The organism is Nesterenkonia sp. Act20, from assembly GCF_019173455.1.
Taxonomy (GTDB): Bacteria; Actinomycetota; Actinomycetes; order Actinomycetales; family Micrococcaceae; genus Nesterenkonia.
Genome location: NZ_JADPQH010000002.1, coordinates 383,254 through 401,460, shown reverse-complemented (window position 1 = coordinate 401,460; position 18,207 = coordinate 383,254). Strand labels below are relative to the sequence as shown.

Here is an 18,207-nt window from a genome sequence, read left to right as displayed (position 1 = left end):
AGGCGTGCTCTCTAGAGGGTGAGGCTTGCATCCTCGATGCTGTGGCAGGGGCCACTGTAAGGCTCAGTACGAGCCCTTAGGTAAGACAGACATCCGAATTGCAGGAAGCTCAAGGGTGTCGTGAGAGGAGTGTCATGGAGGAGTATCACGCGTGGAGTCGTCGGCATTCGAGCGCAAGGTGCTCTTCGGCACTGTTCAAGACGACTAAGGGAGAAGCACTTCCTCGATCGCACCCGCGGTTGCTGCAGCCCGCACCCGGAGGGACGGGACGTATCTTGCGCGGTAGTCGTCCTCTCCGGTGGGGTCGGAGTCGTCCCACTCATAGACCGTGACCCGCAGGGTGTTGGTCAACCGCCCAATGAGAAGCGCGAGCGGGAATGGGCATCGCAGCAGGAGGTGCACTTCTGCGTTGGAGTTCTCGTAAGAAAGTTCACGGATGCGGGCGGCCACATCAGCAGCGATCAAACCCCCGTCCGAAGGGTTGAGAACCGCACCGCGCGAGCTCGTGAGATGGCGCCAGGCGACAAGAAGTGAACGGTTGTCTTCGATATAGCGGGTGAAGGCGGTATCGCTCCGCTGGGGTAGAAGGTCCACATATATGGCGACAGAGGGACGGCCGGCACTTGAAGCAGACGGGTTAACCCCCTCGTTTTCCATCTGCACATGAGGTTGTGCAATAAACCGTGCTTCGCCATCGCTCGCCCAAATGTCTCCCCGTTGGTCCAGTATGACCATGTGTCCAACTCGGGATGACGGGAGCGCCGCCGCGACGGCGAAAGCCACAGACAAATGTGCTCCCCCACTGACTCGAACGCAGTCTGCGCCTGAGCGGGTCACGGCATCTGGAAGTAGTCCCACGATGTCCTTGAGGTCTCTGAGCCCATCGCCGCTGGGGAGCCTATCGTGGTCGGAAGGTCGGAGACGGATGTCGAGTTCATCACCGGTCCGGTCATAGACCTGCGGCGTGTTCCTCGTCTGGAGGCTGAGGCGGAACGTCTGGTCGGAGTCCTGGACTCGCTCGCGCAGAGATGCAATCCGGTGCCATACCAAACCGCGGGTCAATGCCAGTAGGCCGTCTCGATGGGTCGGCTGCTGGTTGACCCCACTCAGCGTTCCAGGGCGGAGTTCTAGTAGCCGGTCGGGTGCGTCGTAGTCAGTTCCGGCGTTCGTTGTTCGGACCGAGTTTGCGATGCCAAGGGCGAAGACTTCGTGGTCTCGGTGTAGCTGCAGGAGATGCGGGGCTTCCAACATCTTGACGACTCTGCTGTTCGCCACGTCTGGCGTTGTTACGAGAACGCCGGCCGAGATTCCGGCAGCGATCGCTTGTTGGAGTCGAACCTCGGTGTCGCCCGGCGGCAGATCATCTCGGTCCCGCCACACTGGGATGCCAGCGGCTCGAAGGAGCCAGGCGAGCTCTGCGGTTATATCCGTGCCGTCCTCCTGGCGGTATGAAATGAAGACAGGGCCGGCTGGGTCGGGAGCGGAAGAACTGGTTGTCATGGCATCTCCTCATGCATGTCGGTTGCAAGCCGGGGCTACGTCAAGGTTTTCTTCGTCGAGAATTTGTCTGAAGGAATGACGGGGTCAGTTTCTCGGCGGCAACGGGTCGGATTCGGTCCCGTTCGATCAACCAGGTGGCCAGGATGACACCGCCAGACGAATCGAACCCGGCGATGATGGCGACGAACTCTTCAAACCCCAAGTCAACGTCGTTCAGATGGCGCATGTAGGAGCGACAGTCGACCTCGCTGGGAGAAGGCCCTCCAGTTGGATGGGTATGCCATTCGCCAACCCATTGGCTGCCGTCTTCTGCCCAGGCTGATCGCGCGAGATTTTGGGCATGGTCGAGGTCACGCAAAAAAGTGCGTTCGCCACGTTGCGCCTTGGGCCCGGGACCGCCGGCGTGTCGGATGAGCATCCCGTCCGTCGAGTCGACTCCTAGCAAGATCCCCCCGGTTTCGAGTCCATCTACGGACCGCGCCGCTTCGCGGACCATCGTGGTGAGTGCGACGTCGTCAATCACCACACGGCGAGCTCCTCTCGTGGCTTTCATCCTGGAGAGCAGGTTGGGCACGATGCGCGTGGCTCAGGCAGGCTAGACCAGCGAACATCTCCGACATGATTGAGATCGAACGGGGCCGCGAGGTCACCTGCTGGTCGGAGACCGAAGATGGCATGTTCGCCGGGAAGCTGTTGGGTGTGATCTCCGTGCAGCGATTCAAGCAGTGTCGCGACAGCTACCTTTGCGGCCAAAGTCCCGACGTAGTTGAGATCAGGCGGTACGGCAGTCATAGGTCGGTGCACTTGTCCGGTCCCGTAATCGAGTTCCTGGTCGGCCTCAGCGTCCATCACTCCTCGATCCGCGAGGTGTTGGCGGAGACAGAGCAGGCAGCCATAGCGCGGCGAGGGTCGCAGCCTGATGATTTCGCCGATTGCGCCGTTGTCGAGTACGCAGGCTAGTACCGCAGGCTTCCTAGCACGGCGTGCAAGATGGCTGGCGACTCGCCTCGGAGCGATGCCGTCCGCGGCACAGAGCACCAAATCAACCCGGTCGAGGATCGGGCGCATGTAGTGGGCATCGGCGACCGCATCGAGTCGGTGGGCAACTACACTCTGTTGAGGCCAGTGCGTGGCGAGGTGGTCCTTCAACGCCGATACCTTGAATCGCCCCACGCTTTCTTTCCCGAGGATGTGGCGGAGGATGTTATGCCATAAGAAGCGATCTGGATCAACGAGTTCCACATTGCCGACTCCGTACGCTGCGAGGGCCTGAACTGCCGCGCCGCCAATGCTTCCGCAGCCTACGACCATCACGCTATTGTTCGCGAGTTGTTCGATTGGCCATTTGCCGGACAGTTGGGTCAACCCCGTAGTTGCCGGTTCTACTGCGATGCGGAGTGGGTGAACTCCGCTACGTCGCACAGCCCATCCCGCGAACTCGCCCGCGCCTACATCTTGGAGCTCCGATGCAAGTTCTGAGTTGTAGGTGACCAGGATGCCCAGTTTGTTGCCCGGGTCGGAAACTTTAGGCACCATCTCCTTGAAGTCCTCGAACTCAATAGAGGCGTTGGGGCGCTTGGACATCACGGCGTGCAGGGCATGGGCATCGCTTGATGTCACTCGGATCCATTGGGCCGCACGGTGTGCGTCTCCTGCACGAAGCGCGGTGTATTCGCGAGAGACCGTGGTCCGGAAACGCATTCCTTCGGCGGTTTCTACGGTGTCGACGACGTACATGTCGTCTGCGGGCGCGTGGCGGAGCACCAGCGCCCCCTGCGAAAGCGCTGAGCCCTCAATTTTTGTGAACGCGTCTCCTGGCATCAGGATGTAAGGATCATCCGGGGACATTGGTGCCTTCCTTGCCGGCAAAATCCGATGTCACGGTCTTCTGCTGACCGGCTTCCTTGATCAGATGGTCGTGGGCTGGGTCGGAGACGAGGCCGTTGACTGACATTCGATCAATGACTTCCGCCTTCATCAAGGCGTACTCGATTCGCCATCCCGAGGCCTTTGCTAAAAGCTCGGTGAGGCTTGCTTCGGGCTGCCAACCGCCGTCGCTTTGGAGGAGACACAGTGATCCGCCTGGCGCGACATGCCATGCAGACTGCGTCTCTTCCCAGACCGACGGCTCCGGGTATATGGGATAGATGAGCGGCGGAACCATTGGATGCGCGGCCGAGTAGGCGATGAGAACTTTCAACTCACGGGGTCCGAGCAGCTCATCGAGACGTTCGGGCTGGGGTCGGTCAAACGGCCATCGTGGCAGCTCGCCGACCCATCCGCCGTGCGGAAGACCATCCTCTGAAGGGCTCTGGTACTCGAGGAGGGGTGCGAATGCCCGGACCTCTTTCTGGTCGCGCTTGAGTCGCAAGGGCTCGTGCTCAGTCCAAAGCGCGGGGCTACTTGACGTAGTCCCAGTGTCGGCGTTCGAAACCTCGACACGACTCATCCCTGTGGTGTGTCCTTCACCTGGCGGGGCGTTGAGAGGACGGCTGCAGGCGCCGAGCCACCGTTGGAGGAGGGCTTCGGGAAAACGTCACCAAACACTTCACCCCAGTGCTCGATTGCGGCAGTGGTGTCGTTGTTGGTCTGCGCGTTGAACGCCTTGACGGCGTTGTCGCGTGCGGACCTTAGGGAGTCGGTGAACGCACCGTAGTCGATGTCACGCTGAATCGGTCCGCAAAGGCCGGCAGGATCGGAGACTTCGGTCCCGCCCTCGATCTGGTAGCAAGCGCTGACGAAGAACTGCCGGATTGCAGCGGGCTGATTGAAATTTGTCGGTAGTAAGTCGAGTGCAAGGACCTCCATGACGAGAGATTTGATTTTGGTGTCTTGCTCAGCAGCCCACCACTTGAGCATCCGAACTGTACCGGAGAACTTACTCCACTCCGCGTGCCGATTCGCGCTCTCTGCGATCAGGAACTCGGGATCGCAGGCGATCCAGTCCTTTGATAGTGCTTCAGGGATGAGGAGTCTTCCGTCGCGCCTAAGCGCAGGCATAGCGTCTACTGTGAACGCATCAGGATTCTCAGGGTCATCCAGGAAACACTTGACGGCGTGGTTGCGCCACCGTGACAGGCGGACGGAATGATCGTAGGTGCCGTTCGTCGCGCCGAGCAGGCTGTTGACACGCTTGCGCGTGTAGTCAAGAGCGTCCGCGGCGGAGGTTCCGGGTGTTCCCCATTCGGGGTGTTCGTCCTGGTCGAAGACGACGATCACGTCGACATCGTGGATCGGGTCCTTGTGGGTGCCTCGCGCGAGCGATCCGGAGGGTATGACCTCTTTGACATCGCCCTCGGTGCTTAAAGCGTTCCTGAAAAGGTCCCGGCGAGCACGAGCTTCCCGGACGTGCTCGATGTCGGCGTTCACTACATCCTGAAAGGTCTTGAAGGCATCGGTCACGTTCACGAGCGCTCTCCTGACTGGTTCGTCTGTTTGTACACCGTAGCAACCGCCATGGACATCAATACTCGGACCGAGGCTATTGGTGCACGCGTGAGCGTTGGATACGCGTCGCCTTTTCAGAACTGCGGTCCGGTTCCGGGCAGGTTCGTGTTTGCTGCGGGGGACTGATGCAGGGATAGGTCAATATGCCACCAACGAGTTTGGTAGATCCTGGCGTCGTCCCTCACTCAGCGCTGAAGCTTCGTTCGTGAGGTACAAGTTCGCATCTGACAAACTTGGCTCATGACGGACTTAAAGCTCTTCAAAATCTCCGACGGCGCTGTCTCGGAGTTGCCTTCACGGGCAATCGTGCTGGAAAAACACCTCCAGCAATTGATGGAGAGCAACATGGAGGCGATGTTCGGTGTTCGACTAGTGGCCAGTGAGCACTCAACGGGGAAGATACACAGGGGCCGAATCGACTCGTTGGGTTTGGACGAGAACAACTCACCCGTCATCTTTGAGTACAAGCGCAGCACCAATGAGAACGTCATCAACCAGGGACTGTTCTACTTGGACTGGTTGGTCGATCACCGCGGAGACTTCGAAAAAATCGTCGCTCAGAGACTCGGGTCTGCTGCATCAACCCAGGTGGATTGGGAAGCGCCCCGATTAGTGTGTGTCGCCAACGACTTCACCCGCTACGACGAGTACGCAGTCCGGCAGATTGACCGCAACGTGGAACTGGTTCGCTACCGACACTTCAACTCCGACTTGATCAGCATCGAACTGGTAACCACCACGTCGGCAGAACCAACGGCCACAGCACGCAAGGCCGTGGCGACCGTTGCCAAGACCATTACGGGACGAGGAAGTAGTGTCTCGGACCTGCTTAGTCGGGCGTCCCCGGACATACAGCGGCTTTACGAAAAGTATGAGGCCTTTGCGTTGGGTCTCGGCGATGACGTCGTGAAGAACACGCGGAACAACTACTTCGCCTTCCGGCGGATCAAGAACTTCGCCTGTGTGGAGGTCCATCCCAGTAGCGGCAACTTGCTGATTTACCTGAAAGTCGATCCTCCCAGCGTGGAACTCACGGAAGGATTCACCCGAGACGTGAGAAACATCGGGCACTTCGGCACAGGCGAACTTGAGCTCCGAGTCACTCCAGAGACCCCGTGGGAGGCCGTAGAGTCTCTGACGTTGCGCTCCTATGAAAGCAGCTGAAAACTCCCGACACTATGGAATCGTTGCCGAAGGTCGATGGCGACGTCTTAGTTCTATTTCCCAAGTGCCAGGTGGTCGAGCGTCACGCTGTCCCGGTAAGTGGAAGACACCGGCGCGACGTTCTCGTCGACCGCGGGCTCTCGGAGCTGAAGCGCCGCACACCCACGTGCCCCAGTACCATCACAGTCGACAGCTGGATCTTCCGGGTCGTTGCTCCGGGCGCCGGTAGCCAGGTGGTCATGACGGAGCGGGCAGTGACTCGCCGCCGGTCGCTCGGGAGGAGAGGGTGTGGACTCACCTCCAGACCAGAGCCCGACCAGGGTCGACCTCAGCGTGTGAACCGCCCTGGGTTTGATGGAGACTCTGGTCTGTCCCGGGTTTGGTGGCGTCCGGGTTTCTTGGTTCTTATGCCGCGGTGATGATCCGATTGCGTTCATATTCTATCGGCGTGACTCACCCAAGCTGGCCGTGACGACGCTGGCGGTTGTGCCAGATCTCGAGGTACTCGAAAATCGCGTTGGCCAGTTCCACCCGCGTGTTCCAGATACTGGTATCCAGAAGTTCGACCTGCATTCTGGACCAGAACGCCTCGATCATGGAGTTGTCGTAGCAGTCACCGACCGAGCTCATCGACGGAAGCAGTCCAGCGGCCTTGGCCCTGGTCGTGAACGCCCAGGACCCAAATTGCACGCCTTTGTCCGAGTGAATGATGGTGCCCGGTGCAGGATTCGAGCCGAGCCGTGTATCGATAGCCATCCCCAGCGCGTTGGTGGCCAGTGCCGCCCTGGGTGAGGAATCGATCGACCAGCCCACGACTCGACGGGAGAACGTGTCTAGAACGACGCAGCAGAAGAGCTTCCCTTCCCGAGTGCGATGCTCCGTGAGATCGGTGACCCACAACCGGTTCGGCTCCTGCCGGGTGAAACCACGCTGGACCGGGTCTGCGGCTAGCTCGTCGGGCAACATCGGTCGCCACTTGGGCAGCCCAGTCAACCTCTGAATCCAGCTCGGCGCATCAGGAGCTCTACCTGCTGATAACCCACCGTGATGCCCCGCCCCATAGTGAGCTCGGCGTGGACCCGCCGCACCCCGTAGCGGCCGTGAGACGCGGCGTGGACCTCGGACATGACACCGGTGAGCAACTCTCGCCACATCCTTGTGGGCCCGACCGCAGCTGAATTCGGCGGAGATCTCCAGGTGCTTACAAGACACGAGACCATCACCCCGTGGGTCAAAATTCCTCAACAACGGCCAGTTCCGTCATCAACGACGAGTAGTTCCCCATGCTGGTGAATCCTGGGCAGAGGTTCGGATCATCGTAGTCAGCGGTGCCGCTGTCCACCGTGGTAGTGCTGCCCATGCCTGCCGGCGGGATGTTAAAGCTGTCCACCTTCACGAAGAGCGCGCAGACGCCCAGTGCGGAGACAGCGAGCTCTGAGTTCTCTGGGACTTCGACGATCAGGATGCGCGGGCCCACGAACTCGGGGTTCAGGACCCACTCGCGCACCAGGGCATCAGAGGTCACGGTGGGATCAGCGCAGTGCAATGCGACCGTCACGCCATTGGCGGGGTCGTGCTGATCCTCGGCCTTGATCCGGTTCTTCGTGAGCTTCAGGCCCAGCGAATCCGTCAGTGCGCGCGACTGCATGGCCCGCAGCGCAGGATCCTCACCGAAGACCACGATTGTGGCTCCACCGATGGAGCGGACCTTCTTGTCGAGGTCCACTGCTAGGTGGTCAGTGTCGTAATTGGGACCGTAGGCCCGGATCTCGTGGTCGTTCATCACGGTGTTGCTCCTGCTCTTCTCGTAAGTGATCGGCATGCGTGCCACATCGGCAGGCAACGCCTGGTAAGGGACGCTCTTCCTGTGACTTACGGTTATGACGCCGTCACAGTGACGACGGGCTCCACGAAACACAGTGCGGTTCGTTGAGGGCTCACTGACCTTGCCTGTCTCAGGTCACAACACTAGACAGGAAGTCACATGTGAGAACCGATCCCTAGCGCTCACACCGGCGAGGCCCAGGGCGGGCCTCTCCTGTGTGTGCGTTAGGGACGGGTAGGTGCCCGTCATGTTCGTGGAGCCGTCAGGCTCTTGCCTTCGCCGCGGCGCCGGCCTGACTTTGAGCAGCGCGCCAGCACTGCTCTTCCAGAGTGCCCTGGAAGCCGAGCTGATCTGCCAGGCTCTTGAGGGCCGCGATCCTGTGGATGTCCGGGTTCCCAGCGGCATTCAGGAAGTCGAATCTCAGGGCCACACCTCGCGCCGTCACCCGCCAGTCGTCCTCCAGCTTTTTGAACTTGGGATGGTGGTCCGCATAGATCAGCGGATTCTGTTCTCGGACTCGGGCCAGGGAGGTTCTCCCGTGGAGCAGGTCGAGCTTGATCTGCGACTGGGTGTCCACGGGCTGTTCACGAGATCGGGCGAAGTGCGCGTCGATCACCGCGCGCCAATCGAAGTTCGCATGGACCTCTGAATCGTCGTAGCGATGCTTGCCCTTGGCCTGTTCACTCGGGGCCTCGTGAGTCAGGTATCGCAGGTAGGTGGGGAAGGCTCCGCGGCCCTTGAGGGGGATTATGAGGCGTTCGGCGATTCCGATCCAGGAAGAGACCTGGTGGGGGTTACGCGCATCCTGAAGACGGAGTGCGCCCTGAACATGAGTTGCCACGGGGGTGCCGTCCGGATGGCGATCCTTGTCCTGGAGGACCCAGGCATACTCCTTGATCGACTTGTGCTGATCCAGGCCATGCTCGAACTCGTCGACGTTCAACAACACGGCGCCCGTCTTGGGATGGATCAGCCGCGTGGTGAACTTCATCATGCGGAACCTCTGAGTTTCGGACGTCCGAGTGGTGTTCTTGGTCGAGCTCATCATTGTTTACCTTTCTGCAGCATGCGCATCGCCGCATGACAGTGTTTTTGGTTGAGGAGGGAGTATCTGGGGTTGGAGGGCTCCAATGCGCGAGCACACTAAAGCACACTTCGAGGCGGGCCACGGCTTGCAGAACGTCGAGCCTGGTAATGGCTCCGTAAAAGCCGGAAATATGCGGAAGTGTCTATGCGTACTGGTCGGTGACAGCGGTAGCCGAGCACAGTTGAGCACGACTGAAACGGGGCTTGTCCCTCAAGGAAAATTCGGACGGCCGTGCGCGCGCATGCGCATTGGTGAAAGGGATCCGTGGGTGCAGCCCAGCTGGCATCTTGTCCAAAAGCACAGTTGAGCACAGCATTAGCGAGTTTTGCCCCACAGGTTGGAAGGATTTGAGGGGGAGGGTTACTGGGTGCGCCGCCTCGCAGTATCCTTGCTTCCCTTTGTTTACGGGGTTTTCGTGTACCCGGCAGGGGGTTACGTGGTGATGGGGCGGCGAAGCCTATCCCACTGATGGGGACCCAGGTGGTGTTCTCCGGATTCGTCACGAGGCGACGAAGCGCGAGGACCACGCAGGTCATTGTGTGCTTCGGCGGGACGTGGGCTGCTCATGATCCCGAAGATACTTCTCCAGGGATTCCACCCGGTACAGGATCTTGGAGTTGATCTTGACGAAGGGGGGACCATCGCCATGGCATCGCCACTTGGCAAGGGTCTGTTCGGCGACATCAAGATACTCAGCAGCGCGCTTCGCGGAGAGTGAGCCTGGCTTCAGGGTGACGGCAGTGGGCATGGGAATCCTCGCAAGTTTGAAACTTACGGGAGACCGACACCAATCCCATTAGCGGATATCCTGGCGCACGTGCACCGGGAGGTGCGCGTCTCTTCGTCAGAATCTATGGACTGTCGTCCAAGGACTCCTACCCTTTTACCCTCAGGCTTTGGGTATATTCTCATAGATTCCCGAACTTGTCCACAGATGGACTTGTATATGCGCAACGGGGGATTTCGGTTGTAAGCCGATGCGCGCCACCGCACCCGCCTAGAGCCTGGCACCCACTCGATAGATCGGGTGAAGCGTCGTTGACCGTGCCTCTCCCGTAAACAGGCTTTCCCATCGGGACGGCGGCGAAAAGGGACTTGAATACTGCCGAAGCCGGATGCGGGCGATTTGAGTTCCCTTGGAAGGTGAGCACTGAAGATCGCGGCCGCTGGCCCAGTGAACGCCAGCGGCAGAACGGTGGTCATGACGGACCAGGAATGCATCGAGAACAATATGACCACCGCTGAGGGATCTCGTCCGGCACGTGACTTCTTCGGTGGAAAGGTGAGGCGCTCAAGTTTGTCCTGAGAGTTGGCACCGCTCACTAGTGCACTGTGCCTATCCGCAGCTCTGGCTCAGTTGCCTGGTGGATTCACCCACTGGTGGGCCTTCGAGCTGTCCCTGGGTGCAGCAGTCGCGTAGCTATCGTAGCGGTCTACTAATCTTCAGAGGCGCAAGAGCGGTGAAGAGGCCTCGTGACGCCACAAGGCGCCCCAACGGAAGGTGGGGGCTCGGTGGGAGAAACACCCAGATCGTTGTTCGTCGACGTGAGGGAAGCTGCGTTCGTTGAGTTTCCCACCAGCGTTGCTTTGGCCACTGAGACAACTGGATGGACTCCCTCGCTGGCGGGGGTGTAGACCTCAGAGATCTGAGTGCGAGGCTCACACTTACGGCGTGTCACCGGGTTCGCACACGAATTCTCTGTCCTTGACCGTAGTCTAGAGCGTAGTTGAGGTTGCCACGCTAGCGATTAACTTGCTAGCACCAACAAAACTCCAGGTCAGTGACACTTTTGGAGCCGCCTGCCGGAATCGAACCGGCGACCTATTCATTACGAGTGAATCGCTCTACCGACTGAGCTAAGGCGGCGTGGCGCCGCGGTGAGGCGCACGAGGGATTACTTTACTGGTGCACCCCACCGCGGTCAAAGCTCGGTCAGTCCTGCACGGGCACCACCATCACCGGGACCGTGGAGTGATGGAGCAGCTCCCTGGAGACAGACCCCAACAGGGCGCTGCGCAGACCGCTCAGGCCCCGGGTGCCGACCACCGTCAGATCCACCTGATCCCCCATCTCATGCAGCAGATCCACGGGGAAGCCTTCCTTCACGGAGCCGGAGACCGAGAGCTCAGGGAACTGCGCCTGAATCCACCCGACTTCCACGTCGAGATCCCTGTTGAGGTCATCCATCCGGGAGTGGGCCATGGCCTGCTCCCGTGCCGCCAGCTCCGGGTACCACAGCGCGGCCGTGGTCAGCGGAGGCAGGGCCATCAGCAGCTGGAGACTGGTCCCATGGCTCATCGCGGTCCGCGCCGCCTCCACCGCGGCGGTCCGTGAATGCGGGGACCCATCGATGCCGACCACGACAGGCCTGGAACCGGCGGCGCTGGGTGTCTCGGGGTCGGCTGCCGCGGGCGAGCCCTTGGTGTGGGGCACCACGACGGTGGGTGAATGCGAGTGCGCGGGGAGCGCTGCGGCCACGGAACCGAGGATGCGCCCGGTGAACCCGCCGCGCCCTCTGCTTCCGACCACGCACAGTTCCGCTGAACCGGAGAGTCTCACCATCACACCTGCCGCATCACCATGCTCCAATCGGTAGGTCACGTCCCCGGAGTACCCCGAGAGGAGCTTCTTCGCGTCCTCCAGCACCGCTTCGGTGGCCTTGCGTGCGAGGGTCTGGCCCTGGGGATCGGGAAAACTCTCGAGATATCCGCTCACGGCCGGCGCGATGGTGAACGAGCTGGTGACGGTCAGCGGCAGATGTCGCAGCTGCGCCTCACGAGCGGCCCAGCGCAGGGCGGCTGTGGCATTGGCGGAACCGTCGAATCCCACCAGGACTCCGAGCGGACGGGGCGCTCGCGGCTCCCCGCTCGAGGCCGTGGGGGCCGGGGCCGTTGCAGTGTGGGCGTCGTGGGTCTGGGCGGAGTCACGTGACTCCGCGACGGGGGTGACAGGAACCTCAGTGTTCATGGCGTCGTCCTTACGCAGATCAGCGGATAGGGCCGGTGATCAGACACTGTGGGCGACATCTGCGTCACCGGTGATTCGAGTCTACGCTCGGTTTTCTACAAGCGGTAGAAAGACTTTTCAGTCCGGTTCAGCACTGGGATCGGCCCTCTTGAAGCTCGCCGTCGAGCAGGTAGCTGTCGACGGCCTCGTCCACGCAGCTGTTCCCCGCGCGGTAGCCCAGATGGCCTTCACCCTCGCGAACTATGAGGGAGGACTGCGGCACCATCTCATGCATGTGCTCCGCCCATTCCACCGGAGTGGCGGGGTCACCGGTGGTGCCGATGAACAGAACCTCCTCGGTCTCGCTCAGGCTCGGCTCCCAGGGCTCTGCCACGTTCTCCGCGGGCCACTCTTGGCAGACCACGCCGCGGTGACCCAGATACGGGCCGAAGGTGGGTGCCTCCTCAGAGACCTCTTCGAACTCGGCTTCGATCTGCTCGGAGTCCCCAGGCATGGGGTAGTCCAGGCACATCACGGCGGTGAAGGCGAAGGTGTTGATCCAGTCGTAGCTTCCATCGGCTTCTCGTCCAGCCTGAAGATCGGCGAAGTACTGGAACGCGGAGAAGTCGTCCTGCTCCAGGGCCAGAGTGAGCGCCTCGGAGAGCACCGGCCAGCTCTGTCTGTTGTACATCGGGGTGATGAAGCCGCTCACCAGGGTGGAGACGTTGATCGTGCGTCCGTCGGCGCCCTGCACCGGAGTCTCGTCGACTTCGGCGAAGAGGTCCTGCGTGCTCTGAACCACCTCCTCCGGGGTGTCCCCAGCGGCGCAGTTCTCCTGCTCGGTGCACCACTGGGCGTAGTTCTCCAACGCATCTTCGAACCCGAGGGCCTGCTGCTTGTTCAGCTCATGAGCGCTGATGGAGACGTCGAACATGCCGTCGAGCACGAACCGTCCCACACGCTGCCCATACTGCTCGGCGTAGGTCAGGCCGAGCTTCGTGCCATAGGAGAAGCCGAGGTAATCCAGTTCCTCCTGGTCCAGCGCGGCACGGATCACGTCCATGTCCCGCGCGGCGGAGAGAGTGTCCACATGCCCCAGGAGCTCGCCGCTCTCAGCCTCGCACTGGGCGGCCAGCTCCGCAGCGGATTCGCGGGCCTCGGTATAGGCAGCCTCGGTCTCCAGCTGCTCATCGGAGACCTCCTGGCGGTAGGCGTCCATCTCCGCGTCGTCCAGGCAGGTCACGGGGGAGGAGCGATGCACACCGCGCGGATCGAACCCGACGATGTTGTATGCCTCGATGAGCTCCTCGCTGAACGCTGAGGTCAGCGTCTGCGCCACGGTGTCGTAGCCGGAGGACCCGGGGCCGCCCGGGTTGGTCAGCAGATACTCCTCATCGCCGCCGGTCTCGGAGCTGATGATGCTGATCTCGAGATCCTCACCGGCCTCGGGTTCCGCATAGTCCAGGGGCACCGTGACCTCGGCGCACATCATCGTGTTCTCGCAGGAGGTCCACTCCAGCTCCTGCTCGTAGTACTCGGTGTAGTCCTCCGCCTCGCCGGGCAGCGCATCCGTGGGTACCGAGGTGGCGGCCATCGGTTCAGCCGAGGACTGGGCCGCCGCGCCGTCGTCGGAGGAATCTGCCTCACCGGAGGGGTCAGCACACCCGGAGAACAGCAGCGCGGAGACCGCGGCGAGGCTCACCAGACGCAGCGTGTGTGGGCGGAGAGAGTGCTCAGGCACGGGGCCTCCCGGGAAGGAACTGCATCATGAGGGCCTCCATGGCCAGAAGTGGTGGAACATTCTGCGTGATGCGGGTTCTGGCCGCGTTGATCGCATCCAGTCCCGCGAGCGTCCGCTCCGCACTGAGAGACTCCGCGTAGCGGGTCAGCTCCTCGCGAAGATGCTCATTGATCAGCTCCGCGCCCGTGCCCAGCTTCAGACTCAGCACGTCGCGGAAGACAGCGGTCAGGTCGATCAGCGCGCGGTCCAGAGAGTCGGCGACGGCGCGCTTGGCCCGCCGCGTGTTCTCCTCCTCGAGCTTCTTGAACTGGCTGCGCAGCTTGGGCGGGATCTTCTCCTCCGGCTCCAACCCCAGTGATCGGCGCAGCGAGGCCTGCTCCGCGCTGAGTCGGGCCTCCGCGGTGCTCGCTGCGTCGGCCTGGGTCATCTCCACCAGGCTTCCGGCGGCCTTGATCGCGGCGGAGGAGGAGGTCAGCCGCAGCGGCAGCGTGGCGACCTGCTCGCGTCGGCTGCGCGCCTCGGGATCTCGGGCAAGGCGGCGCGCCACACCGATGTGGTTCTGCGAGACGCGAGCGGCGAACTGCGCCTGCTGCTCGTTCAGGCCGTCGCGGGTCGTCAGCAGCTGCGCCACAGCCTCGGTGGGCGGGATGCGCAGGCTCACCAGCCGGCAGCGCGAGCGGATGGTCACCAGCACATCGGCAGGGCTCGGGGCGCAGAGCACCCAGACGGTGTGCGGGGGAGGCTCCTCGATGGCCTTGAGCAGCACATTCGTGGCGCGCTCGGTCATGCGATCGGCATCCTCCACCACGATCACCCGCCATCTCGCCCCTTGGGGCTTCTCCTGTGCGGTGGTGACGAGCTGGCGGACATCTTCGATCTTGTAGGTGACGTTCTCGGTGGAGACCAGCTTCACGGACGGGTGACTCTGCGCGGCGACGAGGCGACAGGACCGGCACTCTCCACAGCCCCGGGCGGCGGGCTCTTCCTGGTCACAGTTCAGCGCCGCGGCGAAGGCGCGCGCGGCGTTGGACCTCCCGGATCCGGGAGGGCCGGTGAACAGCCAGGCATGGGAGGGGGTTCCGGAGCCGGCAGCCTGGCGGAGCTGTTCGACGACGGCGTCCTGCCCGACCAGTTCGGTGTAGACACTCATGGGCTGAGCAGCTCCTCGACTCGGTCGCGGATCCGGGTCTGCAGACTCTCCGGAGAGTCTGCTGCCTGCAGCACCAGATACCTCTGCGGGTCCGCCTCAGCGCGGGCAAGGAATGCGGCGCGCAGACGCTCGTGGAACTCGTCCTCAGCAGATTCGATGCGATCCGAATCCCCGTCTCTGCCCTCACGCCGCGCGCGGGCCGCGGCAGGCTCGATGTCCAGCACCACGGTCAGATCGGGCTGCAGGCCTCCAGTCGCGAAGGCGTTCACCTCAGCCACCGCCTCTGTGCCGAGCTGGCGTCCCACACCCTGATACGCCACGGAGGAGTCCACATAGCGGTCACACAGCACGAATCGGCCAGCCTCGAGGGCGGGCTCGATGCGCTGGACCACATGAGCCGCCCGGGAGGCGGCGAAGAGCAGTGCTTCCGTGCGGGGATCCACCTCGCCCTGGCCGTGTTCGAGCACCAGTGAACGGATGCGCTCCCCGATGGGAGTGCCTCCGGGTTCGCGGGTCCGCTCATAGGGGAGGGAGCGTTCGTGGAACCAGGACTCCAGGAGAGCGAGCTGGGTGGTCTTTCCGGCGCCGTCGCCGCCTTCGAAGGCGATGAATCCACCGCGTCTGATCTGGTTCACCCTCCCAGCCTACCTAGCGGCACAGACACCCGACCGCGCAGAACACCGTGGCGGAGAACTGCGCTGGGGTAGCGTAGCCGTGTGAACCAGCGCGAACGCACCTTCGTGGTCAGCGCGGGCCGTGGCGCCCACGCCCCCAACCAGCCTGTCAACATGCCCGTGGACTTCACCTCCACGTACTCCTACCGGCCAGGCGTGCCCGCGGCGATGGACTATGCCCGGGAGGGCATGCCCTCCTGGGAGCCGCTGGAGGAGCTCCTCGCGCAGCTCGAAGCCGGAACCCGGTCCAGCTACCGCGCGCAGGGCTTCGTCACCACCGCGGAGGAACACCCCGCCCAGGTGCTGCCGGGGCTGCTGTTCTCCTCGGGGATGGCCGCCATCTCTGCGGTCGTGCATCTGCTCGCCCCCGGCAGTCACCTGGTGATGCCGCGGCACAGCTACATGGGCTTCTCCGCGCTCGCCCAGCAGATGGCAGACCAGGGGCTGCTCACCCTGCACCGGGTGGACATCGCCGATACCGAACAGGTCACCACCACTCTGCATGACGTCTCCACGCTGGCCAGCGCTCAGGACGCGCAGGTGATGCTCTGGATCGAATCCCCGACCAACCCGATGCTTGAGGTCGCCGACCTCCCGGCGCTGCTCGCCGCCGCCAGGAAGCGCGGGGTGCTCACCGCCGTGGACAACACGTTCGCCACTCCGCTGCGCCAGCGCCCGCTCAAGCACGGCGCCGACGTGGTGGTGCACTCGGTGACCAAGTTCCTCTCCGGACACTCCGACCTCATCATGGGGGCCGCGATCACCGGGGACCCAGAGATTCACCAGCGGCTGCACACGCACCGCACCCTGCACGGAGCCATCCCCGGACCGATGGAGGTCTACCTGGCGCTGCGCGGCGTGCGCACCCTCGCGGTGCGCCTCGACGCCTCCGAATCCAACGCGGGGGTGCTGGCTCGACGCCTGGACGAGCTCAGCCGCGAGGCCGGGCTTCCGCTGCGCAAGGTCAACTACCCGGGTCTTGCCGCCCACCCGCAGCATGAGCGTGCCGCGGCGCAGCTCGGAGGATTCGGCGCCATTCTGACGATCGAGGTTGAGGCCGATCAGCCCGGTGCCGCGGGCACTTCTGGCTCTTCTGGGCAGCCCGGCAGCGCAGGGGCCCGGACCGAGGCCGAGGTCGCCGACGCCGTGCTCAGCGCCCTCGAGCTCTGGACCCCCGCCACGAGTCTTGGCGGCGTGGAGTCGCTCGCGGAGCGTCGTCGTCGTCATCCTGGGGAACCTGCCTCGGTGCCCGATGGACTCATCCGGCTCTCGGTGGGCATCGAAGACGTCGAAGATCTTTTCGCCGACCTGCTCAACGCGCTGCGGACTGCCGCGGTCGCAGACCCGTCAGATGCGGACCCCATCCGATAGCATCGAGGCATGGATACCTTCTCCAGCATCTGGCTGTTCGTCCTCCGCGCCGAGTTCTGGATCCAGTTCGCGTTCGCCTTCGCATGCCTGATCGTGGCCGTGGTTGCGTTCATCAAATGTGTGCCCAAGAACGCGCAGCGCTTCGACATCGCGTTCAAGCGCACCAAAGGCTTCTGGCTGGGGATGACGGGCGGCGCCGTCGTCCTGGCACTGCTCGGCGCCCTCGGCAGCACCCCCTTCGGGCTGATCTTCCCGGTGGCCGCCGCGTGCATGGCGATGGTCTACCTGACCGACGTCAACCCCGCCGTCTCCGAGTGAGCTGAGGCTCGAGCGCTCCGCGCGGGCCGCCCCCGACCATCGCCACCCCGACTTCGAAAGGGAGACATACTCCTATGGCCTATGACCTGATCCTGCTCCGCCACGGGCAGAGCGACTGGAACGAGAAGAACCTCTTCACCGGATGGGTGGATGTCCAGCTGACCGACCTCGGACGTGAAGAGGCCGCGCGCGGCGGTGAGCTGCTCGCGGAGCACAAGCTGCTCCCGGACGTGGTGCACACCTCGCTGCTGCAGCGCGCGATCACCACCTCACACCTCGCGCTGGAGGCCGCCGATCGGCTCTGGATCCCGGTCAAGCGGGACTGGCGTCTGAACGAGCGCCACTACGGCGCGCTGCAGGGCAAGAACAAGGCCGAGACGCTGGAGCAGTACGGCGAGGATCAGTTCATGACCTGGCGCCGCTCCTATGACACTCCGCCGCCGGAGATCGCTGCCGATGACGAGTTCTCCCAGGTGGGGGATCCGCGCTACGCCGATCTGGGCGACGCCGCGCCGCGCACCGAATGCCTCAAGGACGTCGTGGACCGGATGCTGCCCTATTGGGAGTCCTCGGTGGTTCCGGACCTCCGCGAGAACAAGACGGTGCTGCTGGCAGCGCACGGCAACTCGCTGCGTGCCATGGTGAAGTACCTCGACGGCATCTCCGACGAGGACATCGCCGGACTGAACATCCCCACCGGCATCCCGCTGCACTACCAGTTGGATGAGGATCTGAAGCCGCTGAACCCGGGCGGCACCTACCTGGACCCGGAGGCCGCCAAGGACGCGATCCACGCGGTCGCGAACCAGGGCAAGAAGTAGCTTTCACACCACGAAGCCCCCTCAGCCATCACATGACGGCTGAGGGGGCTTCTTGCATCCCGCGGGCGGGCGCCTCGTGCATCTATTGGGCGAGAATCGTCGGAATAGGCGCGGTGGACAGTGCCCAGAGCGACATTTTCTGCCCAATAGATGAGGAGGAGG

Annotated in this window: 18 protein-coding genes and 1 tRNA gene; 4 read left to right on the top strand and 15 right to left on the bottom strand. The window is 62.9% G+C overall.

Going from position 1 to position 18,207, the window contains the following annotated elements:
- Positions 1-204: 204 nt before the first annotated feature.
- The 5 genes from IY716_RS11500 to IY716_RS11480 are packed head-to-tail and all read right to left on the bottom strand — an operon-like array spanning position 205 to position 4,908.
- Complete coding sequence (locus IY716_RS11500; RefSeq protein WP_218221837.1) at positions 205-1,500, bottom strand: SAVED domain-containing protein; 1,296 nt, start codon at positions 1,498-1,500, stop codon at positions 205-207.
- 40 nt (positions 1,501-1,540) lie between these two features.
- Complete coding sequence (locus tag IY716_RS11495) at positions 1,541-2,023, bottom strand: Mov34/MPN/PAD-1 family protein (RefSeq protein WP_218221836.1); 483 nt, start codon at positions 2,021-2,023, stop codon at positions 1,541-1,543.
- A 26-nt stretch (positions 2,024-2,049) separates the two neighbouring features.
- Positions 2,050-3,348 carry a ThiF family adenylyltransferase gene (locus tag IY716_RS11490; protein ID WP_218221835.1) on the bottom strand — a complete coding sequence of 433 codons (1,299 nt, stop codon included), beginning with the start codon at positions 3,346-3,348 and terminating at the stop codon, positions 2,050-2,052.
- Positions 3,335-3,949, bottom strand: coding sequence for a hypothetical protein (locus IY716_RS11485; protein WP_218221834.1), 615 nt, complete (start codon positions 3,947-3,949; stop codon positions 3,335-3,337). Before IY716_RS11485 ends, IY716_RS11490 begins: the two co-directional genes overlap by 14 nt.
- Positions 3,946-4,908: a nucleotidyltransferase domain-containing protein gene (locus IY716_RS11480; protein ID WP_218221833.1), complete on the bottom strand. Its 963-nt coding sequence runs from the start codon at positions 4,906-4,908 to the stop codon at positions 3,946-3,948. Before IY716_RS11480 ends, IY716_RS11485 begins: the two co-directional genes overlap by 4 nt.
- Positions 4,909-5,187: 279 nt before the next feature.
- On the opposite strand from IY716_RS11480, the gene IY716_RS11475 reads away from it, so the two are divergent.
- Positions 5,188-6,111, top strand: a complete 924-nt coding sequence (locus IY716_RS11475; RefSeq protein WP_218221832.1) for a DUF5655 domain-containing protein — start codon at positions 5,188-5,190, stop codon at positions 6,109-6,111.
- A gap of 453 nt (positions 6,112-6,564) precedes the next feature.
- On the opposite strand, the gene IY716_RS11470 is transcribed toward IY716_RS11475, so the two are convergent.
- The 10 genes from IY716_RS11470 to tmk form a co-directional block, all read right to left on the bottom strand.
- Positions 6,565-7,077, bottom strand: a complete 513-nt coding sequence (locus IY716_RS11470; protein WP_218221831.1) for an IS3 family transposase — start codon at positions 7,075-7,077, stop codon at positions 6,565-6,567.
- Between the two features lie 23 nt (positions 7,078-7,100).
- A complete protein-coding gene (locus tag IY716_RS14080; protein ID WP_369699697.1) occupies positions 7,101-7,265 on the bottom strand; it encodes a transposase in 165 nt (54 codons plus the stop codon).
- 77 nt (positions 7,266-7,342) lie between these two features.
- Positions 7,343-7,933 carry a hypothetical protein gene (locus tag IY716_RS11460; RefSeq protein WP_218221829.1) on the bottom strand — a complete coding sequence of 197 codons (591 nt, stop codon included), beginning with the start codon at positions 7,931-7,933 and terminating at the stop codon, positions 7,343-7,345.
- A gap of 265 nt (positions 7,934-8,198) precedes the next feature.
- The gene (locus IY716_RS11455) at positions 8,199-8,930 is read right to left on the bottom strand and encodes a Rep family protein (protein ID WP_218221828.1); all 732 of its coding nucleotides are present in this window, start codon (positions 8,928-8,930) and stop codon (positions 8,199-8,201) included.
- 625 nt (positions 8,931-9,555) lie between these two features.
- Positions 9,556-9,771, bottom strand: coding sequence for a helix-turn-helix domain-containing protein (locus IY716_RS11450; protein ID WP_218221827.1), 216 nt, complete (start codon positions 9,769-9,771; stop codon positions 9,556-9,558).
- 1,043 nt (positions 9,772-10,814) lie between these two features.
- Positions 10,815-10,890 (bottom strand) — tRNA-Thr (locus IY716_RS11445).
- A gap of 66 nt (positions 10,891-10,956) precedes the next feature.
- Positions 10,957-11,991, bottom strand: a complete 1,035-nt coding sequence (locus IY716_RS11440) for a universal stress protein (RefSeq protein ID WP_218221826.1) — start codon at positions 11,989-11,991, stop codon at positions 10,957-10,959.
- 127 nt (positions 11,992-12,118) lie between these two features.
- Positions 12,119-13,351, bottom strand: a complete 1,233-nt coding sequence (locus IY716_RS11435; RefSeq protein ID WP_369699727.1) for an alpha/beta hydrolase — start codon at positions 13,349-13,351, stop codon at positions 12,119-12,121.
- A 352-nt stretch (positions 13,352-13,703) separates the two neighbouring features.
- A complete protein-coding gene (locus IY716_RS11430) occupies positions 13,704-14,861 on the bottom strand; it encodes a DNA polymerase III subunit delta' (RefSeq protein ID WP_218221824.1) in 1,158 nt (385 codons plus the stop codon).
- A complete protein-coding gene (gene tmk, locus IY716_RS11425) occupies positions 14,858-15,496 on the bottom strand; it encodes a dTMP kinase (protein ID WP_218221823.1) in 639 nt (212 codons plus the stop codon). The genes IY716_RS11430 and tmk overlap by 4 nt, the downstream gene beginning before the upstream one ends.
- An 81-nt stretch (positions 15,497-15,577) precedes the next feature.
- On the opposite strand from tmk, the gene IY716_RS11420 reads away from it, so the two are divergent.
- From IY716_RS11420 to IY716_RS11410, 3 genes are all read left to right on the top strand, one after another.
- The gene (locus IY716_RS11420; protein WP_218221822.1) at positions 15,578-16,906 is read left to right on the top strand and encodes an aminotransferase class I/II-fold pyridoxal phosphate-dependent enzyme; all 1,329 of its coding nucleotides are present in this window, start codon (positions 15,578-15,580) and stop codon (positions 16,904-16,906) included.
- Positions 16,907-16,915: 9 nt separating this feature from the next.
- Positions 16,916-17,224 carry a DUF2516 family protein gene (locus IY716_RS11415; protein WP_218221821.1) on the top strand — a complete coding sequence of 103 codons (309 nt, stop codon included), beginning with the start codon at positions 16,916-16,918 and terminating at the stop codon, positions 17,222-17,224.
- Positions 17,225-17,298: 74 nt separating this feature from the next.
- On the top strand, positions 17,299-18,045 hold the full coding sequence (locus tag IY716_RS11410) for a phosphoglyceromutase (protein ID WP_218221820.1): 747 nt from the start codon (positions 17,299-17,301) through the stop codon (positions 18,043-18,045).
- The last annotated feature ends 162 nt before the right edge of the window (positions 18,046-18,207 follow it).

Excerpts from the sequence above, each read along its gene's own strand:
- IY716_RS11450 (WP_218221827.1), bottom strand. The coding sequence starts at position 9,771 with ATGCCCACTGCCGTCACCCTGAAGCCAGGCTCACTCTCCGCGAAGCGC.
- IY716_RS11500 (WP_218221837.1), bottom strand. The coding sequence starts at position 1,500 with ATGACAACCAGTTCTTCCGCTCCCGACCCAGCCGGCCCTGTCTTCATT.
- IY716_RS11475 (WP_218221832.1), top strand. The coding sequence starts at position 5,188 with ATGACGGACTTAAAGCTCTTCAAAATCTCCGACGGCGCTGTCTCGGAG.
- IY716_RS11460 (WP_218221829.1), bottom strand. The coding sequence starts at position 7,933 with ATGCCGATCACTTACGAGAAGAGCAGGAGCAACACCGTGATGAACGAC.
- IY716_RS11485 (WP_218221834.1), bottom strand. The coding sequence starts at position 3,949 with ATGAGTCGTGTCGAGGTTTCGAACGCCGACACTGGGACTACGTCAAGT.
- IY716_RS11440 (WP_218221826.1), bottom strand. The coding sequence starts at position 11,991 with ATGAACACTGAGGTTCCTGTCACCCCCGTCGCGGAGTCACGTGACTCC.
- IY716_RS11490 (WP_218221835.1), bottom strand. The coding sequence starts at position 3,348 with ATGTCCCCGGATGATCCTTACATCCTGATGCCAGGAGACGCGTTCACA.
- IY716_RS11470 (WP_218221831.1), bottom strand. The coding sequence starts at position 7,077 with ATGTTGCCCGACGAGCTAGCCGCAGACCCGGTCCAGCGTGGTTTCACC.
- IY716_RS11415 (WP_218221821.1), top strand. The coding sequence starts at position 16,916 with ATGGATACCTTCTCCAGCATCTGGCTGTTCGTCCTCCGCGCCGAGTTC.
- IY716_RS11410 (WP_218221820.1), top strand. The coding sequence starts at position 17,299 with ATGGCCTATGACCTGATCCTGCTCCGCCACGGGCAGAGCGACTGGAAC.
- IY716_RS11430 (WP_218221824.1), bottom strand. The coding sequence starts at position 14,861 with ATGAGTGTCTACACCGAACTGGTCGGGCAGGACGCCGTCGTCGAACAG.
- IY716_RS14080 (WP_369699697.1), bottom strand. The coding sequence starts at position 7,265 with ATGTGGCGAGAGTTGCTCACCGGTGTCATGTCCGAGGTCCACGCCGCG.
- IY716_RS11455 (WP_218221828.1), bottom strand. The coding sequence starts at position 8,930 with ATGATGAAGTTCACCACGCGGCTGATCCATCCCAAGACGGGCGCCGTG.